Source organism: Paractinoplanes aksuensis (assembly GCF_024137025.1).
In the GTDB taxonomy this organism is placed as follows: domain Bacteria; phylum Actinomycetota; class Actinomycetes; order Mycobacteriales; family Micromonosporaceae; genus Actinoplanes; species Actinoplanes aksuensis.
On the sequence record NZ_JAMYJR010000014.1, the window covers coordinates 91,206 to 114,112 of the forward strand.

The window sequence follows — 22,907 nt, forward strand, 5'->3', positions numbered from 1 at the left end:
TGGACCGACCCGGGCCGTTACGGGATCGTCAGCAATGCGGGCAGCCGGCCCATGATCCGCTCGACGAACCGGGCCGGGTCGTGCGCGGCCGCGACCGCCGCCCGGGCCCGCCGGCTCCGCTCGGCGAACAGTGCCGGGTCGGCCCGGTAGCGCGCGATCAACGCATCCGCCTCGCTGCGGGCGCAATAGACGGCCGCGTCGCCGTAGAACGGCCGGTAGCGCGGGGGCATCACGACCACGCAGCCCATCGCCGCGGCCTCCAGGGCCGGGCGCGAGTACCACTCGGCCGACTCCCGCGGCGGGAAGTGCAGATAGAAGTCGAGCTGGTGCAGGAACGGCCTCGGTCCGAGGTCGGCGGCCTGGTAGGCGAGCCAGGTCGGCCCGATCGCGACGTCGCACGAGCCGGCCGGGCGGTCGGGCAGCCGCACCCGGACGTCGGCGTCGGGCAGCCGGCGGCACACGGCCAGGCTGTCGGTCACGTCCGGGGGCCAGTTGGCGGCGTCGCACAGGTCGGTGCCGACCACGGCGGTGCCCGCCGTGCGGTCGGCTGTCCAACCGGTGGTGATCAGGGTGATCGGCAGGTCGTCCGGATCCAGGTTCTCCACCGTACGCAGGGCAGCCCGCACCCCCGCATCGCCGGGCACCCACGTCGGTTCGGCCCCGAACAGCCGCCGCACCGCATCCGTGCACGTCACCGGCTCGTAACGCTGGTCGCTGCCGTCGGAGCGTACGGGCGCGCGGTCGGCCACCACGAGGGCGCGAGTAGCCCGTACACCGCTCGACAGCCCCCCGGTGAATTGCAGAACTGCCGCTTGCCGCACCACCAGCAGCGCCACCTCGACCCGGTCCTCCAACGCCACCCGGTCCACCGCCCCCGAGTTGACCAGGTCCTGCACCGGCCCCGCGAACGGCATCCGCCGCGCCTCGAGCGCCCGGTACGAGTCGAGCTGGGCCACCGCCACCCGCAGCCCGGCCGAGCTCAGCGCCCGCAGCTCGTCCACGGCCGTCCGCTGCGTGCTCTCCAGGAAGCGCCAGTCGGCCACCAGCAGCACGTCGTAGGCCCGGTCCCGCACGGTGCCGAGCAGGTGGTCGGGGGCCGGGAAGGGCCGGTCGGCCCCGTCCGCGGGCCGGTACGCGCCGGCCTGCCGGGCCGCGATCACCTGGTGGTGCCGCTGATAGGCCGACATGTAGGCGGTGCGGGCCGGGTGCATCCAGTGGGCCCGGATCTCGGACCGCGACAGCGACCCGGCCGACAACCGGATCAGCGCCAGCGGCGGCGAGTCGAGGTGGCGTACCCGCCCGGCCCCGAACGCGGCCTGGATCCGTCCGATGTACTCGGAGTCGGCGGCCTTGCGCAGCCGGTCGAAGTAGCCGGCCGTCCGCAGCACGGCACTGCGCCGCAGCAGCAGCGACGACGGGTTGAAGCGCCCGCTGCGCACGCCGGGCCGGGTGCACAGCAGCTGGTCGGTCACGGCCAGCCCGTCCGAGGTGGTGGCGACCAGCCGCCGGTCGTCGAGCAGGGGCCGCACCTGGGCCTCGACCCGGCGCGGGTGCGACCAGTCGTCGGAGTCCTGGAACGTCGCGAACTCGCCGCCGGCCGCGTCCAGGCCGGCGTTGCGGGCCGCGTACGTGCCCACGTTGACGGGCATCCGGATCAGCTTGATCCGGTCGCCGAGCGCGACCGCCTCCCGCAGCACCGGCTCGAACTCCGGCGGCGAGGCGTCGTCGACGATGATCACTTCGGTGTTGGCCCAGCTCTGGGCCAGGATCGAGCGCACCGCGGTGATCAGCCCGCGGTCCGGGCGGTAGGCGGTGACGATCACCGAGACCCGGTGCGAGTCGTCCACCCGCGCGGGCGCGGCCGCGGTCAGCCGGTCGAACGGCACGCCGTCGCCCTCGGTCACGTCGAGGCCGGGCACCAGCGTCCGCATGGCGGCCCGCCACGGGCCCAGCGGCCGCGGCCCGGTGAACGGGTTGAGCAGGTCGGCCCGCAGCCCGGCCCGAACTCCCTCGCCGATCCGCAGATAGCGGCGCATCAGCTTGCGCGCTCGGGCCGGGCCCTCGACGGCCAGCGCGAGCTGTGCGTGCAAGGCCTGATGGGTCGGTGACAAGGCCCGCGCCCCGCAGGCCCGCCGGGTCAGCTCGAACAGCGCGAGCGCGTCGTCCGTCTCCTCCTGCAGCCCGAGGGTGTGGGCCAGCGCGGCGACCAGGCCGGGGTCGATCCGGCGGCGCCGGCGGCGCAGCCAGCGCCGGTCCCCGGCCCGCGCCGCTTCGAGCAGCTGGTCGAGGGAGCCGTGCTCGCCCAGGGCGGCCCGGGCCAGCAGGGCGCGGGCGTCGGCCGACCGGTTGCGGGCGGCGGTCGCGGTCAGCGCGAGGCGGAAGCGGGGCCCGCCCGCCACGACATGATCATCGAGCAGGCCGGCACGGGGAGCGGACATGCCCCGGTCAACGCGCCCGCGGGTCGTACGGTGACGTCGATCTTCAGACCGCGGCCAGCACGGCCGCCGTCACCCGGTCCCGCTGGGTTGCCTCGGCCCAGGCCCCGACCAGGTAGAACGCGTCCACGACGTCGCCGCCCAGGGTCGAGATGCGGGCCGCGCGGACCTCGGCCCCGGCCTCGTCGAGCGCCGTCGCCACCCGGTAGAGCAGGCCTGGCGAGTCGGCCGCGCGCAGCTCGAGCACGGCAGCGTCGGTCGCCACGTCGCGCTGCCACACCACGCGGGGCGAGGCAGTGCCGCCGCGGGCGCTCATCGCCCGGGCCCGTACGCGCTGGGTCACCGACACGTCCCCGGCCGCCACCCGCCGCAGGTCGGCCGCGAGCGCCACCGGGTCGTAGGGGGTGCCGTAGCGGGGCTGGGTGAAGAACTCGACGATGGCCCGGCCGTCCACCGTGCTCGCGTTCGCGCCCACCACGTCCAGCCGGTGCATGGCCAGGCAGGCCGCCACCGCACCGAGCAGCCCCCGGCGGTCGGCCGCGGCCACGGCCAGCCGGTCGCCGTCCAGGTGCACGGCGGGCAAGCCGCCTTCCAGCAGCTCGGGGTCGGGCGCCGGCGGTTCGGGCAGCTCGCCCGAGTCGAGCGCGGTGTGCACCCGGCCGACCAGCTCCTGCATGAGCCGGCCCTTCCAGTCGGACCAGGCGGCCGGGCCGGTGGCTTGCGAGTCGGCCCGGGCCAGCGCGTGCAGCAGGTCGAGGGTGGTGCTGTCGCCGACCGCCTCGGCCACGCTCGAGATGGTCATCGGGTCGCTCAGGTCGCGGCGGGTGGCCACGTCGGGCAGCAGCAGGTGCAGCCGGACCATCTTCTCGATCGTGGCCACGTCGGCCGGGGGCAGCCCGATCCGGGTCGCGATGGCGGCGGCGATCGGGGCGCCGACGATGCTGTGGTCACCTGGCAGGCCCTTGCCCACGTCGTGCAGGAAGGCGCCGATCAGCAGCAGGTCGGGCCGCTCGACCGCTCGGGTGTGGGCGGTGGCCTCGTACGCGGCCTGCACCAGGTGCCGGTCCAGGGTAAAGCGGTGGATGGGGTGGTGCTGGGGCAGGCTCCGCATCCGGGCCCACTCCGGCAGCCAGGCGTCGATCAGCCCGTACCGGTCGCAGGTCTCCCAGGTCGGCAGCAGGCCGGCCCCGGAGCCGAGCAGCGACACCAGCGCGGCCCGGGCCGCGGGCGGCCACGGGGTGGGCAGCGGCGGGCAGAACGCGGCCAGCCACTCGCTGGTGGCCCGCGCGATCGGCAGTTGGGTGACGGCGGCCGCGGCGGCCACCCGCAAGGACAGGCTGGGGTCGGGGACGGGACCGATCGCCGTCCGGGCCAGCACGAGTTCACCGTCCTGCTCGACCACGTCGCGCGCGACCGGGCGGCGGGACGGCGCCCCGGCCGGCAGGCCCCGGCGGCGTCCGCTGCGCAGCCGGTCGGTGGCCCGCCAGGCGTCGTCGAGAGCATGGGCCACCGTACGGGCGTCCCCCGCGACCCGGCGCAGCAGCGCGTCCCCGTCGTCGAGGTCGAGCAGCTCGGCCACCGCGGCCCGTTCCTGGGCCACGAGCCGGTCGATCCGGCGCCCGACGGCCAGGTGCAGCGCGTCACGGGTGTCCAGCAGCCGCAGGTTGGCCGCGCGCACCGCGGGCCGCATCGTGTCGGCCACCCCGGCCCGGCCGATGGCCCGCAGCAGGGTGACGTCGCGCAGCCCGCCGGCCGCCTCCTTGAGGTCGCCCTCGAGCAGGAAGGCCAGCTCGCCGTTGGCCGCCCAGCGGGCCGTGGTCAGCTCTTTGAGTTGGGGCAGCAACCGCACCGCGGTGCGCCGCCATTGGTCGCCCGCCGCCGTCACGAGCTCGCTGGTCAAGGCCGCGTCGCCGGCCACGTGGCGGGCGTCGAGCAGGCCGAGGGAGACTTTCGCGTCGTCGTGCGCGACCGAGAGCGCCTCGGGCAGAGTCCGCACGGAGTGGTCGAGGCCGAGCCGGGCGTCCCAGATCGGGTACCAGAGGGCGGCCGCGATCCGGTCGATGCCGGCCGCGCCGTTGTGCAGCAGCACGAGGTCGAGGTCGCTGTACGGGGCGCATTCGCGCCGGCCCAGGCCGCCGACGGCGACCAGGCTGACCCCGGGCAGGTGGCTGGGGAACATCCCACGCAGCCAGGTGCTCAGCGCCGCGGCCCGTTCGTCGCGGGCGGCGGCGCCGATGTGCTCACGGAGCTTGTCCAGCGAACCGCCGACCGGCACCTGGGGTGGGGCCGGCGGCTCGCTGGGCATGCGTGTCATATGCGGTTCAGATCAGAGCGCGTCGAGGCCGCGCTCGCCGGTCCGGACCCGGATGACGTCGTCGACCGACGTGACCCAGACCTTCCCGTCACCGATCTTGCCGGTCTTGGCCGCCGTGACGACCGCGTCGACGATCTTGTCGACGTCGATCTCGTCGGTCACCACCTCGACCTTGATCTTCGGCAGGAACTCCACCGTGTACTCGGCTCCCCGGTACACCTCGGTGTGGCCCTTCTGCCGCCCGTAGCCCTGTACCTCGCTCACGGTCAGGCCGCTGACGCCCAAGGCGTGCAGAGCCTCCTTCACCGCGTCGAGCTGGTACGGCTTGATGACCGCGGTCACCAGCTTCATGCTCAGTCCTTCCATCGGTGCAGTCATGGGGCTATCTAACCGGCGACTTTCTGGCTGACGTCGGCCTTGCCGTCCGCGTCCACCCCCGCGCCGGGCTTGAGGCCGGCCATGGCGAACGCGCCGCCCCCGCCGGAACCGCCGGCCGGGGTGATGTCGTAGCCGGACTCGCCGTGGTCGGCGATGTCGATGCCGCCGACCTCGGCCTCCTCGCTGACCCGGCCGAGCTTGACGGCCTTGAGGATCAGGGCGAGCACCGCGGCGATGGCGAACGAGTAGACCGTGACGATCAGGCTGCCGGCGAACTGGCGGCCGAGCTGGGTCGCGCCGCCGCCGTAGAACAGGCCCTCGGACGCGCCGAGCACGTCGGTGATCGCACCGTTGACGTCGGTGGTGGCGAACAGGCCGATGAACAGCGAGCCGATCCAGCCGCCGACGAAGTGCACGCCGACCACGTCGAGCGAGTCGTCGTAGCCGAACTTGTACTTCAGGCCCACGGCCAGGGCGCAGACCGCACCGGCGATGAGGCCGAGCAGCACGGCCGGCAGCGGGGCGATGAAGCCACAGGCCGGGGTGATCGCGACCAGACCGGCGATGGCGCCGGAGGAACCGCCGACCAGGGTGGGCTTGCGGTCCCGGATCCACTCGACCACGAGCCAGCCGACCACGGCGGCCGCGGTGGCGAGCTGCGTGTTGACGAACGCGACAGCCGTGGTGCTGTCGACGGTCAGCTCGGAACCGGCGTTGAAGCCGAACCAGCCGAACCACAGCAGGCCGGCGCCCAGGGCCACGAACGGCACGTTGTGCGGGCGCATGTTCTCGCGCGGCCAGCCGATGCGCTTGCCGAGGATCAGCGCCAGCGCGAGGGCCGCGGCGCCGGCGTTGATGTGCACCGCGGTGCCACCGGCGAAGTCGAGCGCCTTGATCTGGGCGCCGATGAAGCCGCCGCCCCAGACCCAGTGGGCCACAGGCACGTAGACCAGGGTGAACCAGCCGAACGCGAACAGCACCCAGCCGGCGAACTTGAAGCGGTCGCTGACGGCGCCGCTGATCAGGGCGACCGTGATGATGGCGAACATCATCTGGAAGGCCATGAAGACATAGGTGGGGATGCCGGTCTCGCCCCACATGTCACCGACCCAGCTGGTGCTGGTGCCGGCGTAACCCCAGTTGCCGATGATGTTGTTGAGGCCCTCGGAGCCGTTGGGGCTGAAGGCGAGCGAGAACCCGTAGAGGGCCCACAGGATCGAGATGAGGCCGATGGCGGAGAAGCTCATCAGCATCATGTTCAGAACGCCCTTGGACCGGTTGAGGCCACCGTAGAACAGCGCCAGACCCGGAGTCATGAGCAAAACGAGCGCAGACGACAGGAGCAACCAAGCGGTATTGCCGGTGTCGATCTCCACGCTGCCTCCTCTCGGAATGAAGGTGTCTCACACGCAGCCAAGGGCGGCATCGCCGGTCGGCCGGTTTCGTGACGAGAGACTTCCGCTCCGAGGTTTCACGCACGGTCTACGCGCGATTTCCAGCGCGTGACGGACTGTTTCGTACGTGTGAAGAAACTCTCACAAGCCCCCGCTCAGCGGAGGGCGTACTCCAGGGTGTGCCGCTCGTAGTCGAGCAACCTGAGGTCACGCATCGGCCGACGTAGATGACCCTTGTGAACAATGCGAACGAACGCGGGGTCGCCGGCCGCCGCCATCCGCCGGATGCCCTCGACGTGGTCGACGATGCGCTTGCGGATCGTGCGCACCAGCCGGTGCCGGTCGCGCGGGATCAGGCCGTAGGCGTCGGCGAACAGCCGCAGGCGGCGCGGCCGGTTCGGCCTCTTCCAGCCCAGGGTGTACGAGTCCCGGTCGCTGAACAGGGGCACCCAGGTCCACGCCGCGTAGGCCACGTCGTAGATGCGCGCGCCGGGCGAGGCCAGGTCGAAGTCGATCAGCGCCAGGGTGCCGTCGGGCCGCCAGACCACGTTGTGCGGGGCGGCGTCGTGGTGGCAGATCACCTCGGTGTCGGGCGGCGGCGGGCCGAACGAGCGCCAGACCGCGCCCGGCGGGGGCACGAAGCCGTACTGCGCGTCGTGGAACATCCGCAGCATGGTGGCTACCGTGACCAGGGCCTCCTCGGTAACCCAGTGCGGGGCCAGCGGGTACTCGCCGCACTCGCCGTCGAGGTAGGAGAGCACCTCGCGGCCCTTGTCGTCCATGCCCAGAGCCCGCGGCGAGCCGGTGAAACCGACCCGCTCGAGGTGGTTGAGCAGGCCGTGCACGGCCGGCGTCCACGGCCCGGAGTTGCGCCGCACGGTGTCGCCGACCTTGGAGACGGTGCTGACGTTCCCGCCGTGCAGCGGAACCTCCCGCTCCTGAGTCACGTCAACACCTCCCCCTACTACTTCGCTCGAACTTCGAGATTACGCGGCACTGCCAAGCAGAGCCTCGACGAACGCGGCCGGCTCGAACGGGGCCAGGTCGTCCGGGCCCTCGCCCAGCCCCACCAGCTTGACGGGAATGCCCAGCTTGCGCTGCACGGCGATGACGATTCCCCCCTTGGCGGTGCCGTCGAGCTTGGTCAGCACGACGCCGGTCACGTCCACCACCTCGGTGAACACGCGGGCCTGCTCGAGGCCGTTCTGGCCGGTCGTGGCGTCCAGGATGAGCAGCGTCTCGTCGACCGGGCCGTGCTTCTCGACGACCCGCTTGACCTTGCCCAGCTCGTCCATCAGGCCCACCTTGTTCTGCAGGCGGCCCGCGGTGTCGACGATCACGGTGTCGATGCCGGTGTCGATGCCCCGCTTGACCGCGTCGAACGCGACGCTGGCGGGGTCGCCGCCCTCGGGCCCGCGCACGGTCTCGGCGCCGACCCGCTCGCCCCAGGTCTGGATCTGGTCGGCGGCGGCCGCGCGGAACGTGTCGGCCGCGCCGAAGAGCACCGTACGCCCGTCCGCGATCAGCACCCGGCCGATCTTCCCGCAGGTCGTGGTCTTGCCGGCGCCGTTCACCCCGACCACCAGCATCACCGCGGGCCGGCCGTCGTGCGGGGTGGTCCTGAGGGTGCGGTCCATCTCGGGCTCCAGCGCCGAGACGAGTTCCTCGGCCAGCTGCTCGCGCACCTCGGCCACGGTGCGGGAGCCGAGCACCCGGACCCGCTCGCGCAGCCGCCCGACGATGACCTGGGTCGCCTCGACCCCGACGTCGGCGCTGATCAGGCTGTCCTCGATCTCTTCCCAGGCGTCCTCGTCGAGGTGGTCGCGGGAGAGCACGCTGAGCAGACCCTTGCCGAACACGTTCTGCGAGCGGGCCAGGCGGGCCCGCAGGCGCACCAGGCGACCGGCCGTGGGCTCGGGCCGATCGAGCTCGGGGGCCTTCTCGGCCGGCTTCTCCTCGACGATGAGCGGCGGCAGGCCCTCGTCGGCCTCGGCCGGGACGACCAGGGGCGGCGTCTCGACCCCGGGCTCCGCCGCGGACGGCCGCTCCAGGGTCGCCGTGTCGCCACCGGTCGACGACGGCGGCAGCTCACGGCGGCGCATGCGCGGCACCACCAGGCCGATCGCGCCGGCCAGCAGGACGACGAGCAGGATGACTGCGGCGACCACGTATTCCATAGCCGAAATCCTGACAGATGGCCCGGCTGCGTGTGGCGTCGGCCGTGGAGTGGCGACCTGCGGCACATGTGACGGAGGATGGAGCGCCCCTCAACAAACATCAGCGTGGAGGCTCTCCCATGCGTCAGACCCCGGCGTACGCCCAGTGACCGCTCACCTGCTCGTCGGCCCCCTGCTGCGGCGGGTGGTCGGTGACCGCGCCACGATCTGGGTCGAGACCTCCGAGCCGGCCTACGTGCACGTCGAGGCCGAGGGCGGGGGCGCGGGCTCGGCGCCGACCTTCGCGGCGTACGGGCATCATTACGCCCTGGTCGTGGTCGAGGGCCTGCGGCGGGGCGCCTCGAGCACGTACAAGGTGCTGCTCGACGACCGCCAGGTGTGGCCGAGCACCGAGTCGAGCTACCCGCCGCCCTCGATCCACACCCGGCCGGCCGCGGACGCCGAGACCCCCGTACGGATGATCTTCGGGTCGTGCCGGGAGGCGACGCCCAGCGCCACCACCCGCAGGCTGCCGCCCGACGCCCTCGACGCGTACGCCCGGCGCCTGATGGCCGACCCGCAGAACCCCGAGCTGCGGCCCGACGTGATCGTGCTGCTGGGCGACCAGGTCTACGCCGACAACACCTCGGCCAAGGTGCGCCGCTTCCTGCGCCGCCGCCGCGCCGCCGGTCACGACGGCCCGACCGACCAGGTGGTCACGTTCGAGGAGTACACGAAGCTCTACCTGGAGTCGTGGCGCGACCCCGAGGTGCGCTGGCTGTTCGCCACCGTGCCGACGGTCATGATCTTCGACGACCACGAGATGATCGACGACTGGAACACCTCCGAGTCGTGGCGCCAGGACATGAACCAGCAGAGTTGGTGGGAAGAGCGCATCACCGGCGGCCTGGCCTCGTACTGGGTCTATCAGCACCTCGGCAACATGAGCCCCGACGAGCTGGCCACCGACCCGCTGTTCCAGAAGGTGACGACGGTCGACGACGCCACCGACCTGCTGCACGAGTTCGGCCGCACGGTCGACACGGCCGAGCAGGTCTACCAGTGGAGCTACGCCCTCGACATCGGCCGCACCCGCCTGGTCATGCTCGACAACCGCTGCAGCCGCGTGCTCACCCCCGACCGCCGCGAGATGCTGCCCGCCGCCGAGTGGAACTGGTTCGTCGACCAGGCCCACGGCGACTACGACCACCTGGTCGTCGGCAGCTCGCTGCCCTGGCTGATGCCGCCGGCCATCCACTACCTGGAGGCGTGGAACGAGAGCACGGCCGCCTCCAACCGCCCCTGGGTGGCCCGGACCGCCGAGAAGCTGCGCCGGGCCGTCGACCTGGAACACTGGGCCGCGTTCAGCCGCTCGTTCAACGCCCTGGGCGAACTGTTCCGCCGCCTCGGCGAGGGCGGCACGGGTTCCCCCGGTCACCGGGTCGGCGCGGGCGGGGCCTACGCGGCCCCCGCCTCGATCAGCGTCCTCTCCGGCGACGTCCACCATTCGTACGTGGCCGAGGCCGACTTCGGCACCCTGATGGCCACCCCCGTCATGCAGCTGACCTGCTCCCCCGTCCACAACCAGGTGCCGGCCTTCATGCGCCCCCTGATGCGCTTCAGCTGGTCCCGCGCGGCCGCCCGCGGCGTCCAGGGCATCGCCCGCTCGGCCGGCGTCCGCCGCCCCGCCTGGCGCTGGAAGCGCCTGGCCGGCCCCTACTTCGGCAACGCCATCAGCACCCTGCTCCTGACCGGCCCACAGGCCACCGCCAAGGTCGAGGGAACCGACAAAGACGGCAACCTGTTCCAGGTCGCGGAGGTCCCCTACCCCCGCTAGAGGTCGAGGGCCTTGCGCAGGTAGTCGAGGTGCTGTGGGCCGGACCAGCGGTAGGCCGAGAGGCCGGCGGCGCGGGCGCCGCGGACGGCGCGGTCGTCGTCGTCGATGAAGAGCACGAGCTTCGGGGGGAAGCCGATCAGGTCGCAGGCCTTCTCGAAGAACTCGGGGGCCGGCTTGTGGGTCTTGATCTCCCACGAGCTGACCACCACGTCGACCTCGTCGGCCAGGCCCAGCGTGTCGAGATCGGCGCGCAGGCGGTCGGTGGCGTTGGTGGCCAGGCCGACCTTGCGGCCGGCCGCCCGCACCTCGCGGACGAACGCCAGCACCTCGGGGTCGGGCTCGCCCCGGTACGACTGCCACTGCGCGACGGCTGCCGCGGCCACCTCGGGTTCCAGGGGAAGGCGGTCGGCGACCAGCTTCATCCACTCGGCGTCGGTGATCTCGCCGGCCATCGCGGGGCGGTAGATGTCCCACGACATCGCCGTCTCGAGCAGGGCGGCCGGCTTCAGGCCGTTCTCGACCTCGACGGCGATCATCGGGGCCGGGTCCCAGCGGCGCAGCACGCCGTCCAGGTCGATGAGCAGGGCCTGGGCGCGGTCGCGCGTCATTCGGGGTTACTCCTCTGGGTCGTGCTTGAGCCGCTGGCTGATCACCTGGGTGACACCGGCGCGCATGGTGACGCCGTACAGGGCGTCGGCTACCTCCATGGTGCGCTTCTGGTGCGTGATGATCAAAAGCTGGCTCTTCTCCCGCAGCTGCGCGAAGAGCGTAATCAACCGGCCCAGGTTGACGTCGTCGAGGGCGGCCTCGACCTCGTCCATGATGTAGAAGGGCGAGGGGCGGGCCCGGAAGATCGCGCACAGCATGGCCACCGCGGTCAGCGAGCGCTCGCCACCGGACAGCAGCGACAGCCGCTTGATCTTCTTGCCGGGCGGGCGGGCCTCGACCTCGACGCCGGTGGTCAGCATGTCCTCGGGGTCGGTCAGCACCAATCGGCCCTCGCCGCCCGGGAACAGCACCTGGAAGACGAGCTCGAACTCGCGGGCCGTGTCCTCGAACGCCGACGCGAACACCTCGAGGATCCGGTCGTCGACATCCTTGACCACGGTGAGCAGGTCTTTGCGGGTGGCCTTGAGGTCTTCGAGCTGGTCGCTGAGGAACTTGAAGCGCTCCTCGAGGGCCGCGAACTCCTCCAGCGCGAGCGGGTTGACCTTGCCCAGCAGGGCCAGGTCGCGTTCCGCCTTGTTGCCCCGCTTCTCCTGGGTCGGCCGGTGGAACGGGACCGGCTCGGGCACCGGCTTGCCGTCCTTCTCGGCCTGCGCCACCTCGGCCTGCGTGGGCGGCACCGGCTGCTCGGGGCCGTACTCGGTGATCAGCGTGTCGACGTCGAGCGAGAAGTCCTCGGCCGCCTTGGCCTCGAGCTGCTCGATGCGCATCCGCTGCTCGGCCCGGGCCACCTCGTCCCGGTGGACCTCGCTGGTGAGCCGTTCCAGCTCGCTGACCAGCCGCTTCGCCCCGGCCCGGACCTCTTGCAGCTCGGCCTCGCGCAACGTGCGGGCCTGGGCCAGCTCGTCGCGGACCTCAACTGCGGCCACCAGAGACACCCGTACGCGGGCCAGTGCGGCCGCCGCACCCAGTGCGACCGCCCGGGCGATCTCGGCGCCCCGGGCCCGGGCCGCGCGACGAGCCGCCGCCCGCTCCCGGGCCTGTCGTTCGGCGTTGGCCTGACGCAGCAGCGAATCGGCCCGCCCGGCGATCGAGGCGACCCGTTCCTCGGCCGTACGAACGGCGAGCCGGACCTCCATCTCGTTCTGCCGGGCCTGCGGCACGAGGGCGGCCAGCGTGTCCCGTTCCTCGGTGGACGGTTCCTCGTCGATCGGGGTGGCCTCGGCCAGGCGCAGCCGCTCCTCCAGCTCGGCCACCCGCATCAGGTCGGCCTCGCGGGCCGACTCGGCCTTCTGCCGGGCCGCGCCCAGCCGCTCGGTCTCGGCCTTGGCCGACCGGGCCGCCGCACCCAGCTCGGCCAGCCGGCGGGCGGCCGCGTTGCGCTCGCCCTCGGCGGCCCGCTTGGCCGCGGCCGTGACGTTGACGGCTTCCTTGTGCTTGGCCACCTCGGCCCGGGCCTGGGCCAGCTGGTCCTTGAGCTCCACGATCGACTGCTCGGCGCCGGTCCGCTTGGACCGGGCCTCGTCGACCGCCGCCTGCACCTCGATGTAGCTGGTGGCCTTGCCCGAACCACCCGCGGCGGCGTACGCCCCCAGCACGTCCCCGTCGGGAGTGACCGCGCGCAGTTCCGAGTTCGATCCGATCAGCGCGACCGCGGCCGCGTGGTCCGGCACCAGTACGACGTCCCGCAGCGCCCGGTTGAGGGCCGGGCGCACGTCGTCCGGGCAGCCGATCACGTCGGGCGCCCACACGGCCCCCGCGGGCAGCGCGGGGCGCAGCGCGTCGAGCGACCCCTGCATGCCCGGCCCGGCCGGCGAGGCCACGACCAGCGCGGCCCGCCCGGCGTCGGCGATCTTGAGCGTGCGCATGGCCTCGACGGCCTCGTCCACGCCGGACAGCGCCACCGCGTCGGCCAGCGAACCCAGCGCCGCGGCCAGCGCCGCCTCGTGTCCGGGCTGCACGGTGAGCATCGAGGCCAGGCTGCCCAGCAGTCCGGGCACCTCGCCCGCCCTGGCCAGCAGCGCCCCGGCGCCGTCCTTGCGCTTGAGGCCGAGGGCGAGCGCCTCCTCGCGGGCCTTCCAGCTGGCCGCGTCCTTCTCGGCCGCGCGCTCGGCGTCGGACAGCTCCTTGACGACCGCGGCCGCCCGGTCGTGCTCCTCGACCGCCTCGGCGTGCCGCTCGTCGAGCTCGACGTTGCCCCGGTCGGCCTCGGACGACTCGGCCGCGACGGCGTCCACCTCGCCCTGCGCGGTCTCGGCCCGCATCATCGCGTCGGTGTGGGCGGCGGCGAGGCGCTCGATCTCGTCGGTCGCGCCCTCGGTGCGGGCCCGAGCCGCGTTGACGTTGCCGGTCAGCTTGGCCAGGCCCTCACGGCGGTCGGCGATCGCCTTGGCCGCCGTCCGCAGTGCGCCCTCGGCCCCGGCCAGCTGACGCTCCAGCTCCTGGCGGTGCTCGATCGCCTCGGCCAGGCGCATCTGGTCGTCGGTGAGCGCCTCGCGGAGCTCTTCCTCCTGCTCGCGCACCCGCTCCGACTCGGCCACGAGCTGGTCGGGGTCGCGGCCGGGCCGTTCCTCGTCGGGTGTGGCGGCCAGGTGGCGCTGCCGCTCGGCGGCCAGCTGCTCGGTCGAGCGGAAGCGTTCCTGCAGCGCCGACAGCTTGTACCAGGTGTCCTGGGCGGCCTGCAGCAGCGGCGCGTCCTCGGCGTGGGCCAGCTCGAGGTCGGCCAGGTGCCGCTGGACCTCGCGGTTCTCGTCCTCGACCTGGCCCCGGCGGTCGCGCATGGCCGACTCGTCGGCGATCTCTTTGTCGAGGGTGGTGCGCAGCGTGTGCAGGTCGTCGGCGAGCAGCCGGAGCCGGGCGTCGCGCAGGTCGGCCTGGATGCCGGCCGCGCGCCGGGCCACCTCGGCCTGCTTGCCGAGCGGCTTGAGCTGGCGCCGCAGCTCGGCCGTGAGGTCGGTGAGACGGTTGAGGTTGACCTGCATCGCGTCCAGCTTGCGGATCGCTTTTTCTTTCCGCTTGCGATGCTTCAGTACGCCGGCCGCCTCCTCGATGAAGGCCCGGCGATCCTCCGGCTTGGCGTGCAGCATGGCGTCGAGCCGGCCCTGGCCGACGATGATGTGCATCTCGCGGCCGATGCCGGAGTCGCTCAGCAGCTCCTGGATGTCGAGCAGCCGGCAGGCGTTCCCGTTGATCTCGTACTCGCTGGCGCCGTCACGGAACATGCGGCGGGTGATCGACACCTCGGTGTACTCGATCGGCAGGGCGCCGTCGTTGTTGTCGATCGTGAGCGTCACCTCGGCCCGGCCCAGCGGCGCCCGGCCCGACGTGCCGGCGAAGATGACGTCCTCCATCTTGCCGCCGCGCAGGGCCTTGGCCCCCTGCTCGCCGAGAACCCAGGCGATGGCGTCGACGACGTTGGACTTGCCGGAGCCGTTGGGGCCCACCACACAGGTGATGCCCGGCTCCAGCCGCAGCGTCGTCGCGGAGGCGAAGGACTTGAAGCCCTTGACCGTCAGGCTCTTGAGGTGCACGGATCTCCGGGGGTCGGTCGTCTTCTGCTTCGGCGCAGACTACCCCCGGCATGCACCGGCGGCCGTAATCGCCGCTCCGCGCGCCCCGAAACCGGACAAAAAGATGCGCGCCGCCACGGAGTGGAGGCGCGCGATTTCGGGGTGCGTCTTTGGTGCTTCGTTTGGTCCGAGGGGATTGCAGTGGCCGCCACCGTGTCGAGGCGGCCGGACGGAACTCAGGTCAGAGCGGGCTCGGTCAGCCGCGCGAAATCGTCAGCCTCGGCGGCAGCCGCGGCCAAGCGATCGTTTTCCGCCCGCAAGCGGGTGACCTCGAACTCCAGGGACTGCACCCTGGAACGCAGACGGGTGACCTCGTCGAGCAGGCGCCGATCGGGCGCCGCGCCTACGTGGCCAAAGAGGGCCTTCGCCATGGTGACTCCTTGAGAAGCACTGCTTCTTCTTTATGGAAAGCGTTGCCGGAGAGGCCGACCAACGCGCGCACAGACACGCAGAACTATGCTCAAGGGCACGCTTGGGCACAGAATCATGCACCCTAGGAAAGTAAACTCAAGGTGCTGATTAGCTCGAACCCAACTGGAACCGGGCACGAGTAGGCGCGACTGGCGACTCCTCCATAGTCCGCCGATACCCAGTTTCCGTCAAGCGCTGGGGCGGCGTCCGGCCGTGGCGAAGCAGTGAATCATGCCACCCTCAGGGCCGTCATCAGGCCAAACAGCCTCTTGACAGCGGAAGCGAGCGGCCGGTCGGCCCCGGAGGACGCCGGAAACCCGGCCGAAGTTGGCACGCCTCATGACGATCTTGAACGCCACGCGAGCCCCGGGCGCCGCCACACGACCCACCCGCAGCCGGCCCCACGGCCCACCCTCATGGGAGGGGGAGGTGGTGGCCGAACCGTAGCCCGCCGAACAAGATCCACCCCGAGTTGTCCACAGGCAGCCGCCCAACACGACCAACCGCGAGAGCAGGAGATCCGGCCTAAACGGACAAATAGGGCGGCAAATCGGGTAAATGTTGCGTAAATCTGTCGCCTACCCGACAGCCTCCCCTGCCTCGGGGGTGCTGTTTCGTTGCCCCCATCGTGAATCCGACCCCGCCGCGCGAGCGCATCTGCATGCTCACCGGCGGCGGGTACCCGTACCGGCGGGACGCCCTGAGCGGTTGGTGCCGCAGCCTCGTCGAGGGGCTGCGCCGCTTCCGCTTCGAGCTGCTCACCGTGACCGACCGGGAACCGCCGACCGCCCCCGCCTACCCGCTGCCGCTGAACGTCGGCTCGTCCCGGGCCGTGGCCATCGCCGGCGCGGCCAAGGTCAAGATCGAGAGGAGCGAGAGCCGCAACGAGCGCAACGAGCGCCGTCGCACCGAGGCTGAGCTGGGTCGCAGGGCCGCCTCGGGGCTGTGCCGAGGGCTGATCGGACAGGACGGGCCGGTCTTCGCCGACGGGTTGCGGCAGGTCGCCGAGCACCCGGAGGTGCTGGCCACGATGCCGCTGGGCGACGCGCTGCTCGAGGCCTGGCGCACGGGCGACTCGCTGCCCCGGCTGAGCATGCGCGACGCCCGCACCGCGGCCACCCTGCTGCGGCACGCGCTCGGCGCGGTTGCCGTGGAGCTGCCCGAGGCGGATCTCGTGCACTGCATCGGGGGCACGACTCCGCTGCTCACGGCCCTGGGTGGGCGCTGGCGGACGGGTGTGCCGCTGCTGCTGACCGAGGCCCGCGCGCCCGTGGCCCGGCACAAGCCGCACGAGGAGCGCCTGTCGCCGGCGGTCCGGACCGTGCTGCGGCGGTTCCGGGAGTCGGTCGCCGGCGCCGGGTACGCCGAGGCGGGGCTGATCGCGCCGCTGAGCGCCTACCACCACGGCTGGGCGCTGCGGCACGGCGCCGAGACGGGCCGGCTCGTCCAGGTGCCGCCCGGGGTCGACCCGTCGCAGTATCCGGAGACGGCCGAGCCCGAGTCGGGTCCGGCCGTGGTCTGGGCCGGCAGCGGCGGGCCGGACAGCGGCCTGACCCCGTTGCTGGCCGCGTTCGAGCAGGTCGTGGCGGCCGTGCCGGGAGCCGTGCTGCACCTGGTCGGGGTGACCGCGGCCCACGAGGACCACTGCGCCGAGCAGATCGAGCGCACCGGGCTGGGCCGGGCCGTACGCCTGCACCCCCTGCCCGCCGGACGCGGCGACCGGTACACCCGGGGTCACGTGGTGGCCCACGTGCCGGGTCCGGCCGATCCGCCCTACCGCCTGGTCGAGGCCATGATGTCGGGCCGCGCGGTGGTCGGGGTCGACGTCGGTCCGGCCGCCGAGACGCTGGGCGACGCGGGGGTGCTGGTGCAGCCGGATGACCCGGCCGAACTGGCCATCGCCATTGTCGACCTGCTGCGGGCCCCTGAGCGGCGCCGGGCCCTGGGCGAGGCCGCCCGGCAGCGGGCGCTGACCCGTTTCACCCAGGACCGGGTGGTCCGGGTCTACGGCGAGCTCTACGCCGATCTCGCGGCGCCACCCCCGCCGCCCTCGTTCGAGCTGGCGCTGGCCGTCCCGGCCCCGCGGGCCGAGCCGCCGGTCACCATGCGCTGGCTGGTCAGTGAAAGGCAGGACGGATGACGATCACGCCCGGACGCACCCGCACGGCTCCCCGGCGTCCGCGGCGCCGCCCGCCGGCCGGTCCCCGGCACAGCCTGCCGCCGCTGATCACCTCTGACCAGGTCGCGCACACCCCGGCGCCGCCGCCCGAGGAACCGGCGCCCACCCGCTCGCACCGGGCCCCCGCCCGCCGGTCCTACCTGCGGGCCGCGTTCGTGCGCTGCGCCCTCTACCTGACCCCGCTCAGCGTGGCCGCGGCCGCCGCCGAGCCACTGGCCGCGGTGCCGTGGCCGGTGCCGCTGGCCACCCTGCTGCTGGGCTGGGCCGCGGCCCAGGCCCTGACCTGCACCGGCGTCTCGGTCGCGCGGCGGGCCGGCCCGTCCGCGGCGGCGCGCTGGGTCGGCGGCGGCTTCGCGGCGGTGGCCGGGCTGTGGTGCGCGCTGGTCTGGGTCGCGCCGCACGCGCTGGTCGGCCCCTACCGCGGGCTGGCCCTGATCATCGGGCTGGGCGGGCTGGGCACGCTGGCCACGGTGACCGCCGCGCTGGTCACCCGGTCCGAGGCGGCCATCGTCGTGTGGAGCCTGCCGTGCTGGCTGCTGGCCGCGTCGGCGCTGGCCGAACCGTGGATCGGCCGCACCGCCGAGGTCGGCCTGCTGCTGCCCGCGGCCATCGTGGTGGTTTTGGTCCGGGCGTTCCAGCCGGTGCTGCTGCCCGGCGCGGGCGGTCGGCGGACCCGGCTCAGCCCGGCCGACCTGCGCCGCGGCGGGGGCTACCTGGTGATCGGCGCGTCCCAGGCGGTGCTGGTGGGGCTGGTCTGGCAGGCCGGTCCGTCCGGCTCGACGGCCCCGTTCTGGCTGCCGCTGCTGCTGGCCGTGCCGATCCTGGAGGCGTTGATCGGCTGGCACACCGGGCAGGTCGAGGCCGGGCTGGACACGACCGAGAACGGCGCCGACTACCGCAAGCACGTCCGCAGCGTCACCCTCATCACGATCGTGGGGCTGCTGCCGCCGTTCGCCGTCGGGGTCGCCCTGGCCCTGGCCGCCTACCAGCTGCCGGCCGCCAAGACCTCGGCCATGGTGCTGGGGCTGGCCGGCGGGACGCTGCTGGGCGGGGTCTTCGCCGTCACCTATCTGCTGGCCGCCCGTTCCCGTACGGGCATCGCCGCCACCCTGGCCGCCGCGCCCCCGCTGGTCACCGTGCTCCTGCCGATGTTGCCCCTCCCCTCCTCCGGCCGCCTGCCGGACGCCGTCGCCGTGCTCGCCGCCACGCACCTGGCCGGCCTGCTCGTCGTGGCCCTGACCGCCCAGCCCGCACCGACCGCCGACGAACCCCGGAGAACATCGTGAAGACCCTGTTCCCCCCGTACGCCCACCCGTCGCCCTCGCTGCCGCTGGACGGCGACACCTGGATCGTCCGCGAGGCGCCCGGCGAGCGACGTTCGCTGCACCAGTCGCTGGGCCGGGTCGACCTGGACTGGGGCAGCCGTTCGCTGGCCGACGTGCTGGCCGATGTGGACGCCTGGCGGGCCGACGGCGCCGAGGGCCTGTTCCTCGACCGGGCGCCGGCCGGCTCGGGCGGGGTCGGTCCGGTCGCGTTGACCGTGCGGCTGGCCGCCCGGCGCGGCCTGCACCGGGTGGTGCTCAACCCCGGGGTGCCGACCCACCCGCTCTACCGCGACCTGGGCGTGCGGATCTGCACGTTCGAGGGGCCGTGGGAGGCGTACCAGAACTGGGACGGCGACGGGTCGAAGACGGGTGACGGCCACATCGTCCACGGTGTGCCGACGGCCCTGCTCACCGCCGCGCGCCGGTTGATGGGCCGGCGCGGGGCCGGGTTCGGGCTGGCCACCGACGCCAGCCCGTACGTCAGTGCCGGATCGTTCGCGGGCGGGGCTGGCAGCGGGGACAGGTGAACGAGGAGCGGTTCATGAACTGCTCCCGGCGGATCACCGTGCCGCACCGGTGGCACGGCTCGCCCTCCCGGCCGTACGCGTTGAGGGAGCGGTCGAAGTAGCCGCTCTCCCCGTTCACGTTGACGTAGAGCTCGTCGAAGCTGGTGCCACCGGCCACGATGGCCTCACCGAGCACGTCGCGGATGTGGGCGAGCAGACGGCGTACGGCGGGCCGGGTCAGTTGATCGGTGAGCCGGGCGCCGTGGAGCTGGGCCCGCCAGAGGGCCTCGTCGGCATAGATGTTGCCGACACCCGAGATGAGCGTCTGGTCGAGGATGGCCCGCTTGATCTCCGTGTGCTTGGCTCGCAGCCGCTCGACGAACGCCTCGTCGTCGAAGAACGGGTCCATCGGGTCGCGGGCGATGTGCGCGATCTCGTGCGGCAGCTCGGCGCCGTCCTCCGAGACGGACAGTCCGCCGAACGTGCGCTGGTCGACGAAGCGCAGCTCGGGGCCGCCGTCGGTGAACGTGAACCGGATCCGCAGGTGCTTCTCGTCCTCGGCCTCGGCCGGCTGCATGAGCAGCTGGCCGCTCATGCCGAGGTGGCCGATGATCGCGTCGCCCGAGTCGAGCGGGAACCACAGGTATTTGCCGCGGCGGGACACGTCGGTGATCGTGCGCCCGGTCAGCAGGGCGATGAAGTGCGCGTCGCCGGTCAGGTGACGGCGGATCGCCCGCGGGTGATGCACCTCGACGGTCCCGATCGTGCGGCCGGTGACCCACTTGGCCAGGCCCTGGCGTACGGTCTCGACCTCGGGCAGCTCAGGCACGGCGTCTCCTCAGGAACGTCACAAGGTGTACGGCCACACGGTGACCAGGTAGGCGCCGTACCACAGGCCGAACAACGCCCAGGCCACGATCGATACCACGGCGACGCGCGGGCGGGCCCGGGCGACGGCCAGCGCGGCCGGCAGCAGCGTCAACAGTACGGGCACGAGCAGCCGGGGCTTCGAGTGGTAGAACCCGGCCTGGCCGTAGACGAGCACCATGGCGATCACCCCGTACACGGCCAGCGGCGGCCACGGGCGCCGGGCCAGCGCGACCCCGGCCGCGGCCAGGGCGGCCAGCAGGATCAACGCGACGCTGACCGGCACCCAGCTGTCGCCCGTGCTCAGCGTCGTGGCCACGAAGGACACCGTGCTCGACCCGTAGTCGAAGGCGGTGCCCCAGCCCGCGGCCTGGATCCGGAACCACGCCGCCGGGTCGCCGACCCGCCAGCCGACCCAGGCCAGGAACAGCGGCACCCCGGCCAGCGCGACGGCGGCGGCGGTGATCGGCTGCCACGCCTTGACCCGCGACTCGCGGACGGCCAGCAGCGCGGCCACGCCGAGAGCGACCGCGGCGGCGGCGCCGGTCGGGCGGGTCAGCGCGGTCAGCAGTCCCAGCAGCCCGGCCGCCCACCAGATCCGCCGGTGCGCGGCGACCAGCATCCCGGCGATCAGGGCGAGAAAGATCCCTTCCGAGTACGCCATGGAGAAGACGATCGACACGGGCGCGCTGAAGCAGATGGCGACCAGCGCCCACCCGACCCGCTTGTTGTAGAGCGAGGTGGCCAGCAGGTGCACGGCCACCGCGGCCCCGATCGAGGCCAGCCAGCTGACCACGAGCGCGGCGGTCGAGGCCGGGATGCCGAGCGCGGCCACGAACCGGATGAGCAGCGGATAGACCGGGAAGAAGGCGAGCTCGTTGCCCTGCAGGACGCCGCCCTCGTACGTGTAGCCGTGCGGATACCCGTTGACGGCGACCCGCAGGAACCAGCCCGCGTCCCAGACCAGCAGGCGTTGCCGCAGACCGACCGGGTCGTCGTCGGCCGCGTCGAGCCAGCCCAGCATGATCAGCTGCCCGATGCGGGTCAGCGCGAAGATCCCGACCGCGATGCCGACCCCACGCCAGGCGCCGGCCTTGTCCCACAGCCTCTCTTCGGCTTCTTGCTTCTCCCCGGCCAGGCTCACTGACCGTTCTCATCCTCGGGCTTGTCGAGCAGGCTGCCGTCGGGCTCGCTGGTGCGCTCGGTCAGGATCCGCCAGGCAGCCGCGGCGGCCCGCTGCTCGGCCTGCTTCTTGCTGCGCCCCTCGGACCCGCCGTAGCGCTCGCCGGCCACGACCACCCAGGCCGTGAACGTCTTGGCGTGGTCGGGGCCCGAGTCCTCGATCACGTAATCGGGCACACCGAGACCCAGCGCGGCGGTCAGCTCCTGCAGGCTGGTCTTCCAGTCGAGCGCGGCCCCGCGCCCGGCCGACTCGGCCATCAGCGGGTCGAACAGCCGGTGGATCACCTCGGCCGCCAGGTCCAGGCCGTGCTCCAGATAGATCGCCCCGAGCAGCGCCTCGAGCGTGTCGGCCAGGATGCTGGCCTTGTCCCGGCCGCCGGTCGTCTCCTCGCCCTTGCCCAGCAGCAGGTGCCGGCCCAGCCCTTCCGGGCCCAGCCCGCGGGCCACGTCGGCCAGCGCGTGCATGTTGACCACGCTCGCCCGCAGCTTGGCCAGCTGGCCCTCGGGCAGGTCGGGGTGGTTGTGGAAGAGCGCCGACGTGATCACGACGCCGAGCACGGAGTCGCCCAGGAACTCGAGCCGCTCGTTGGTCGGCAGGCCGCCGTTCTCGTACGCGTAGGAACGGTGGGTGAGGGCGCGCTCCAGCAGGTCGGGCTCGAGGGGGACGCCGAAGGCCTCCTCCAGGGGCAGGGTCGACGGCCGGCGACGCTTGTCACTCATGGAACACCTCGTTGTGTTTCGATCATCTCGGCCATCACCGCGACCGCGGCTTGGCGATGAAGCTGGGCGGCGAAAGCGATGCCGGCGGCGAGATCCGGGCCGGACGCGGCGCCGTGACAGACGACCACGGTCCCCTCGACGCCGAGCAGCAGCGCGGCCCGGGGCGGGTTCTCGCGGTGCGGCGGGCCCAGTTCGGCGTACGCCGTCTCGAGCCCTTTGAGCAGCACGTTGCCGGTGAAGCCGTCGGTGACGACCACGTCGGCGACAGTGCCGGTGACCACGTCACTGCCCTCGACGAGCCCGACGTAGCGGCCGCCGGAGGGCAGGTCGGCCCGCGCGAGCAGGGCCGGGAGGGCACGGCGGAGGCGGTCGCCCTTACCGCGCTCGGTGCCGATGGTGAGCAGCCCGACGCGGGGCTCGGCGACGCCGTGGACCACCGAGGCGTACGCGGAACCGAGACGGGCATGCGTGACTACTGTCTCCTCGTCGGGGTCGATCGAGGAGCCCACGTCGAGCAGAACCAGGCGGCCGGCGGTGGTGGGCAGCACGGCGGCCAGGGGCGGGCGGCGTACTCCGGGACAGCGGCCCAGACCGAGCGCGGCCGAAGTCACGGTGGCGCCGGTGTTTCCGGCCGACAGCACAGCGTCGGCGGCGCCCTGGGCGACGGCCAGCACGGCCGAGCGCACCCCGGACTCGACCCAGCTCTCGACCCGGTCACCGGGCGCTATGGGCAGCGTGCTGATCCGGGCGCGATCGTCCGGCGGCAGGGCGCCAAGAACCTCGCCGGCCGCTTCCAGCGGGCCGACGAGCAACAGGTGTAGGGCCGGATCGGCCTGACAGGCGCGCAGAGCGCCGTCAACCACGACGGCGGGAGCGTGGTCCCCGCCGAGGAGGTCGACGGCGATCCGCGCGGTGCCCGGCTCCCCGACAGACGATTGTCCGGAAGCCGCGGCACCGATCGGTCGCCG

General features: G+C 73.0%; 17 protein-coding genes. 4 read left to right on the forward strand and 13 right to left on the reverse strand.

What is annotated here, in order from left to right; genetic code table 11:
- Positions 1–17: 17 nt before the first annotated feature.
- From M1L60_RS15230 to ftsY, 6 genes are all read right to left on the reverse strand, one after another.
- Positions 18–2,438: a glycosyltransferase family A protein gene (locus M1L60_RS15230; RefSeq protein WP_253238070.1), complete on the reverse strand. Its 2,421-nt coding sequence runs from the start codon at positions 2,436–2,438 to the stop codon at positions 18–20.
- 43 nt (positions 2,439–2,481) lie between these two features.
- On the reverse strand, positions 2,482–4,749 hold the full coding sequence (locus M1L60_RS15235) for a [protein-PII] uridylyltransferase (protein WP_253238071.1): 2,268 nt from the start codon (positions 4,747–4,749) through the stop codon (positions 2,482–2,484).
- A gap of 12 nt (positions 4,750–4,761) precedes the next feature.
- On the reverse strand, positions 4,762–5,100 hold the full coding sequence (locus M1L60_RS15240) for a P-II family nitrogen regulator (protein WP_221376040.1): 339 nt from the start codon (positions 5,098–5,100) through the stop codon (positions 4,762–4,764).
- Between the two features lie 35 nt (positions 5,101–5,135).
- Positions 5,136–6,503, reverse strand: a complete 1,368-nt coding sequence (locus M1L60_RS15245; RefSeq protein WP_308208488.1) for an ammonium transporter — start codon at positions 6,501–6,503, stop codon at positions 5,136–5,138.
- Between the two features lie 173 nt (positions 6,504–6,676).
- A complete protein-coding gene (locus M1L60_RS15250) occupies positions 6,677–7,468 on the reverse strand; it encodes an aminoglycoside phosphotransferase family protein (RefSeq protein WP_253238073.1) in 792 nt (263 codons plus the stop codon).
- Between the two features lie 39 nt (positions 7,469–7,507).
- Complete coding sequence (gene ftsY / locus M1L60_RS15255) at positions 7,508–8,698, reverse strand: signal recognition particle-docking protein FtsY (protein ID WP_253238074.1); 1,191 nt, start codon at positions 8,696–8,698, stop codon at positions 7,508–7,510.
- Between the two features lie 145 nt (positions 8,699–8,843).
- On the opposite strand from ftsY, the gene M1L60_RS15260 reads away from it, so the two are divergent.
- Positions 8,844–10,514, forward strand: a complete 1,671-nt coding sequence (locus M1L60_RS15260; protein WP_253238075.1) for an alkaline phosphatase D family protein — start codon at positions 8,844–8,846, stop codon at positions 10,512–10,514.
- Here the strand turns inward: M1L60_RS15260 and M1L60_RS15265 are convergent.
- The 3 genes from M1L60_RS15265 to M1L60_RS15275 all read right to left on the reverse strand — a co-directional run bounded on the left by M1L60_RS15265 (position 10,511) and on the right by M1L60_RS15275 (position 15,120).
- Positions 10,511–11,122: an HAD family hydrolase gene (locus M1L60_RS15265; RefSeq protein ID WP_253238076.1), complete on the reverse strand. Its 612-nt coding sequence runs from the start codon at positions 11,120–11,122 to the stop codon at positions 10,511–10,513. The genes M1L60_RS15260 and M1L60_RS15265 overlap by 4 nt on opposite strands.
- A gap of 6 nt (positions 11,123–11,128) precedes the next feature.
- Complete coding sequence (gene smc / locus M1L60_RS15270) at positions 11,129–14,710, reverse strand: chromosome segregation protein SMC (protein ID WP_253238077.1); 3,582 nt, start codon at positions 14,708–14,710, stop codon at positions 11,129–11,131.
- A 215-nt stretch (positions 14,711–14,925) separates the two neighbouring features.
- Positions 14,926–15,120, reverse strand: coding sequence for a hypothetical protein (locus M1L60_RS15275; RefSeq protein ID WP_097318386.1), 195 nt, complete (start codon positions 15,118–15,120; stop codon positions 14,926–14,928).
- Between the two features lie 668 nt (positions 15,121–15,788).
- On the opposite strand from M1L60_RS15275, the gene M1L60_RS15280 reads away from it, so the two are divergent.
- The 3 genes from M1L60_RS15280 to M1L60_RS15290 are packed head-to-tail and all read left to right on the forward strand — an operon-like array spanning position 15,789 to position 19,191.
- Complete coding sequence (locus tag M1L60_RS15280) at positions 15,789–17,300, forward strand: DUF3492 domain-containing protein (RefSeq protein ID WP_253238078.1); 1,512 nt, start codon at positions 15,789–15,791, stop codon at positions 17,298–17,300.
- Complete coding sequence (locus M1L60_RS15285; protein ID WP_253238079.1) at positions 17,297–18,625, forward strand: hypothetical protein; 1,329 nt, start codon at positions 17,297–17,299, stop codon at positions 18,623–18,625. Before M1L60_RS15280 ends, M1L60_RS15285 begins: the two co-directional genes overlap by 4 nt.
- Entirely contained in the window at positions 18,622–19,191 is a 570-nt protein-coding gene (locus M1L60_RS15290) for a spherulation-specific family 4 protein (protein WP_253238080.1), read from the forward strand. Before M1L60_RS15285 ends, M1L60_RS15290 begins: the two co-directional genes overlap by 4 nt.
- Here the strand turns inward: M1L60_RS15290 and mutM are convergent.
- Genes mutM through M1L60_RS15310 form a run of 4 tightly spaced genes read right to left on the reverse strand, consistent with a single transcriptional unit; the run spans position 19,145 to position 22,898 of the window.
- Positions 19,145–19,999: a bifunctional DNA-formamidopyrimidine glycosylase/DNA-(apurinic or apyrimidinic site) lyase gene (mutM, locus tag M1L60_RS15295; protein WP_253238081.1), complete on the reverse strand. Its 855-nt coding sequence runs from the start codon at positions 19,997–19,999 to the stop codon at positions 19,145–19,147. The two genes, M1L60_RS15290 and mutM, sit on opposite strands and share 47 nt — an antisense overlap.
- A gap of 18 nt (positions 20,000–20,017) precedes the next feature.
- Complete coding sequence (locus M1L60_RS15300; protein ID WP_253238082.1) at positions 20,018–21,181, reverse strand: putative hexosyltransferase; 1,164 nt, start codon at positions 21,179–21,181, stop codon at positions 20,018–20,020.
- Complete coding sequence (gene rnc / locus M1L60_RS15305) at positions 21,178–21,939, reverse strand: ribonuclease III (RefSeq protein ID WP_253238083.1); 762 nt, start codon at positions 21,937–21,939, stop codon at positions 21,178–21,180. Before rnc ends, M1L60_RS15300 begins: the two co-directional genes overlap by 4 nt.
- Positions 21,936–22,898 (reverse strand): phosphate acyltransferase PlsX, encoded by a 963-nt coding sequence (locus M1L60_RS15310; protein WP_253238112.1) that lies wholly within the window; start codon positions 22,896–22,898, stop codon positions 21,936–21,938. Before M1L60_RS15310 ends, rnc begins: the two co-directional genes overlap by 4 nt.
- Positions 22,899–22,907: the final 9 nt, after the last annotated feature.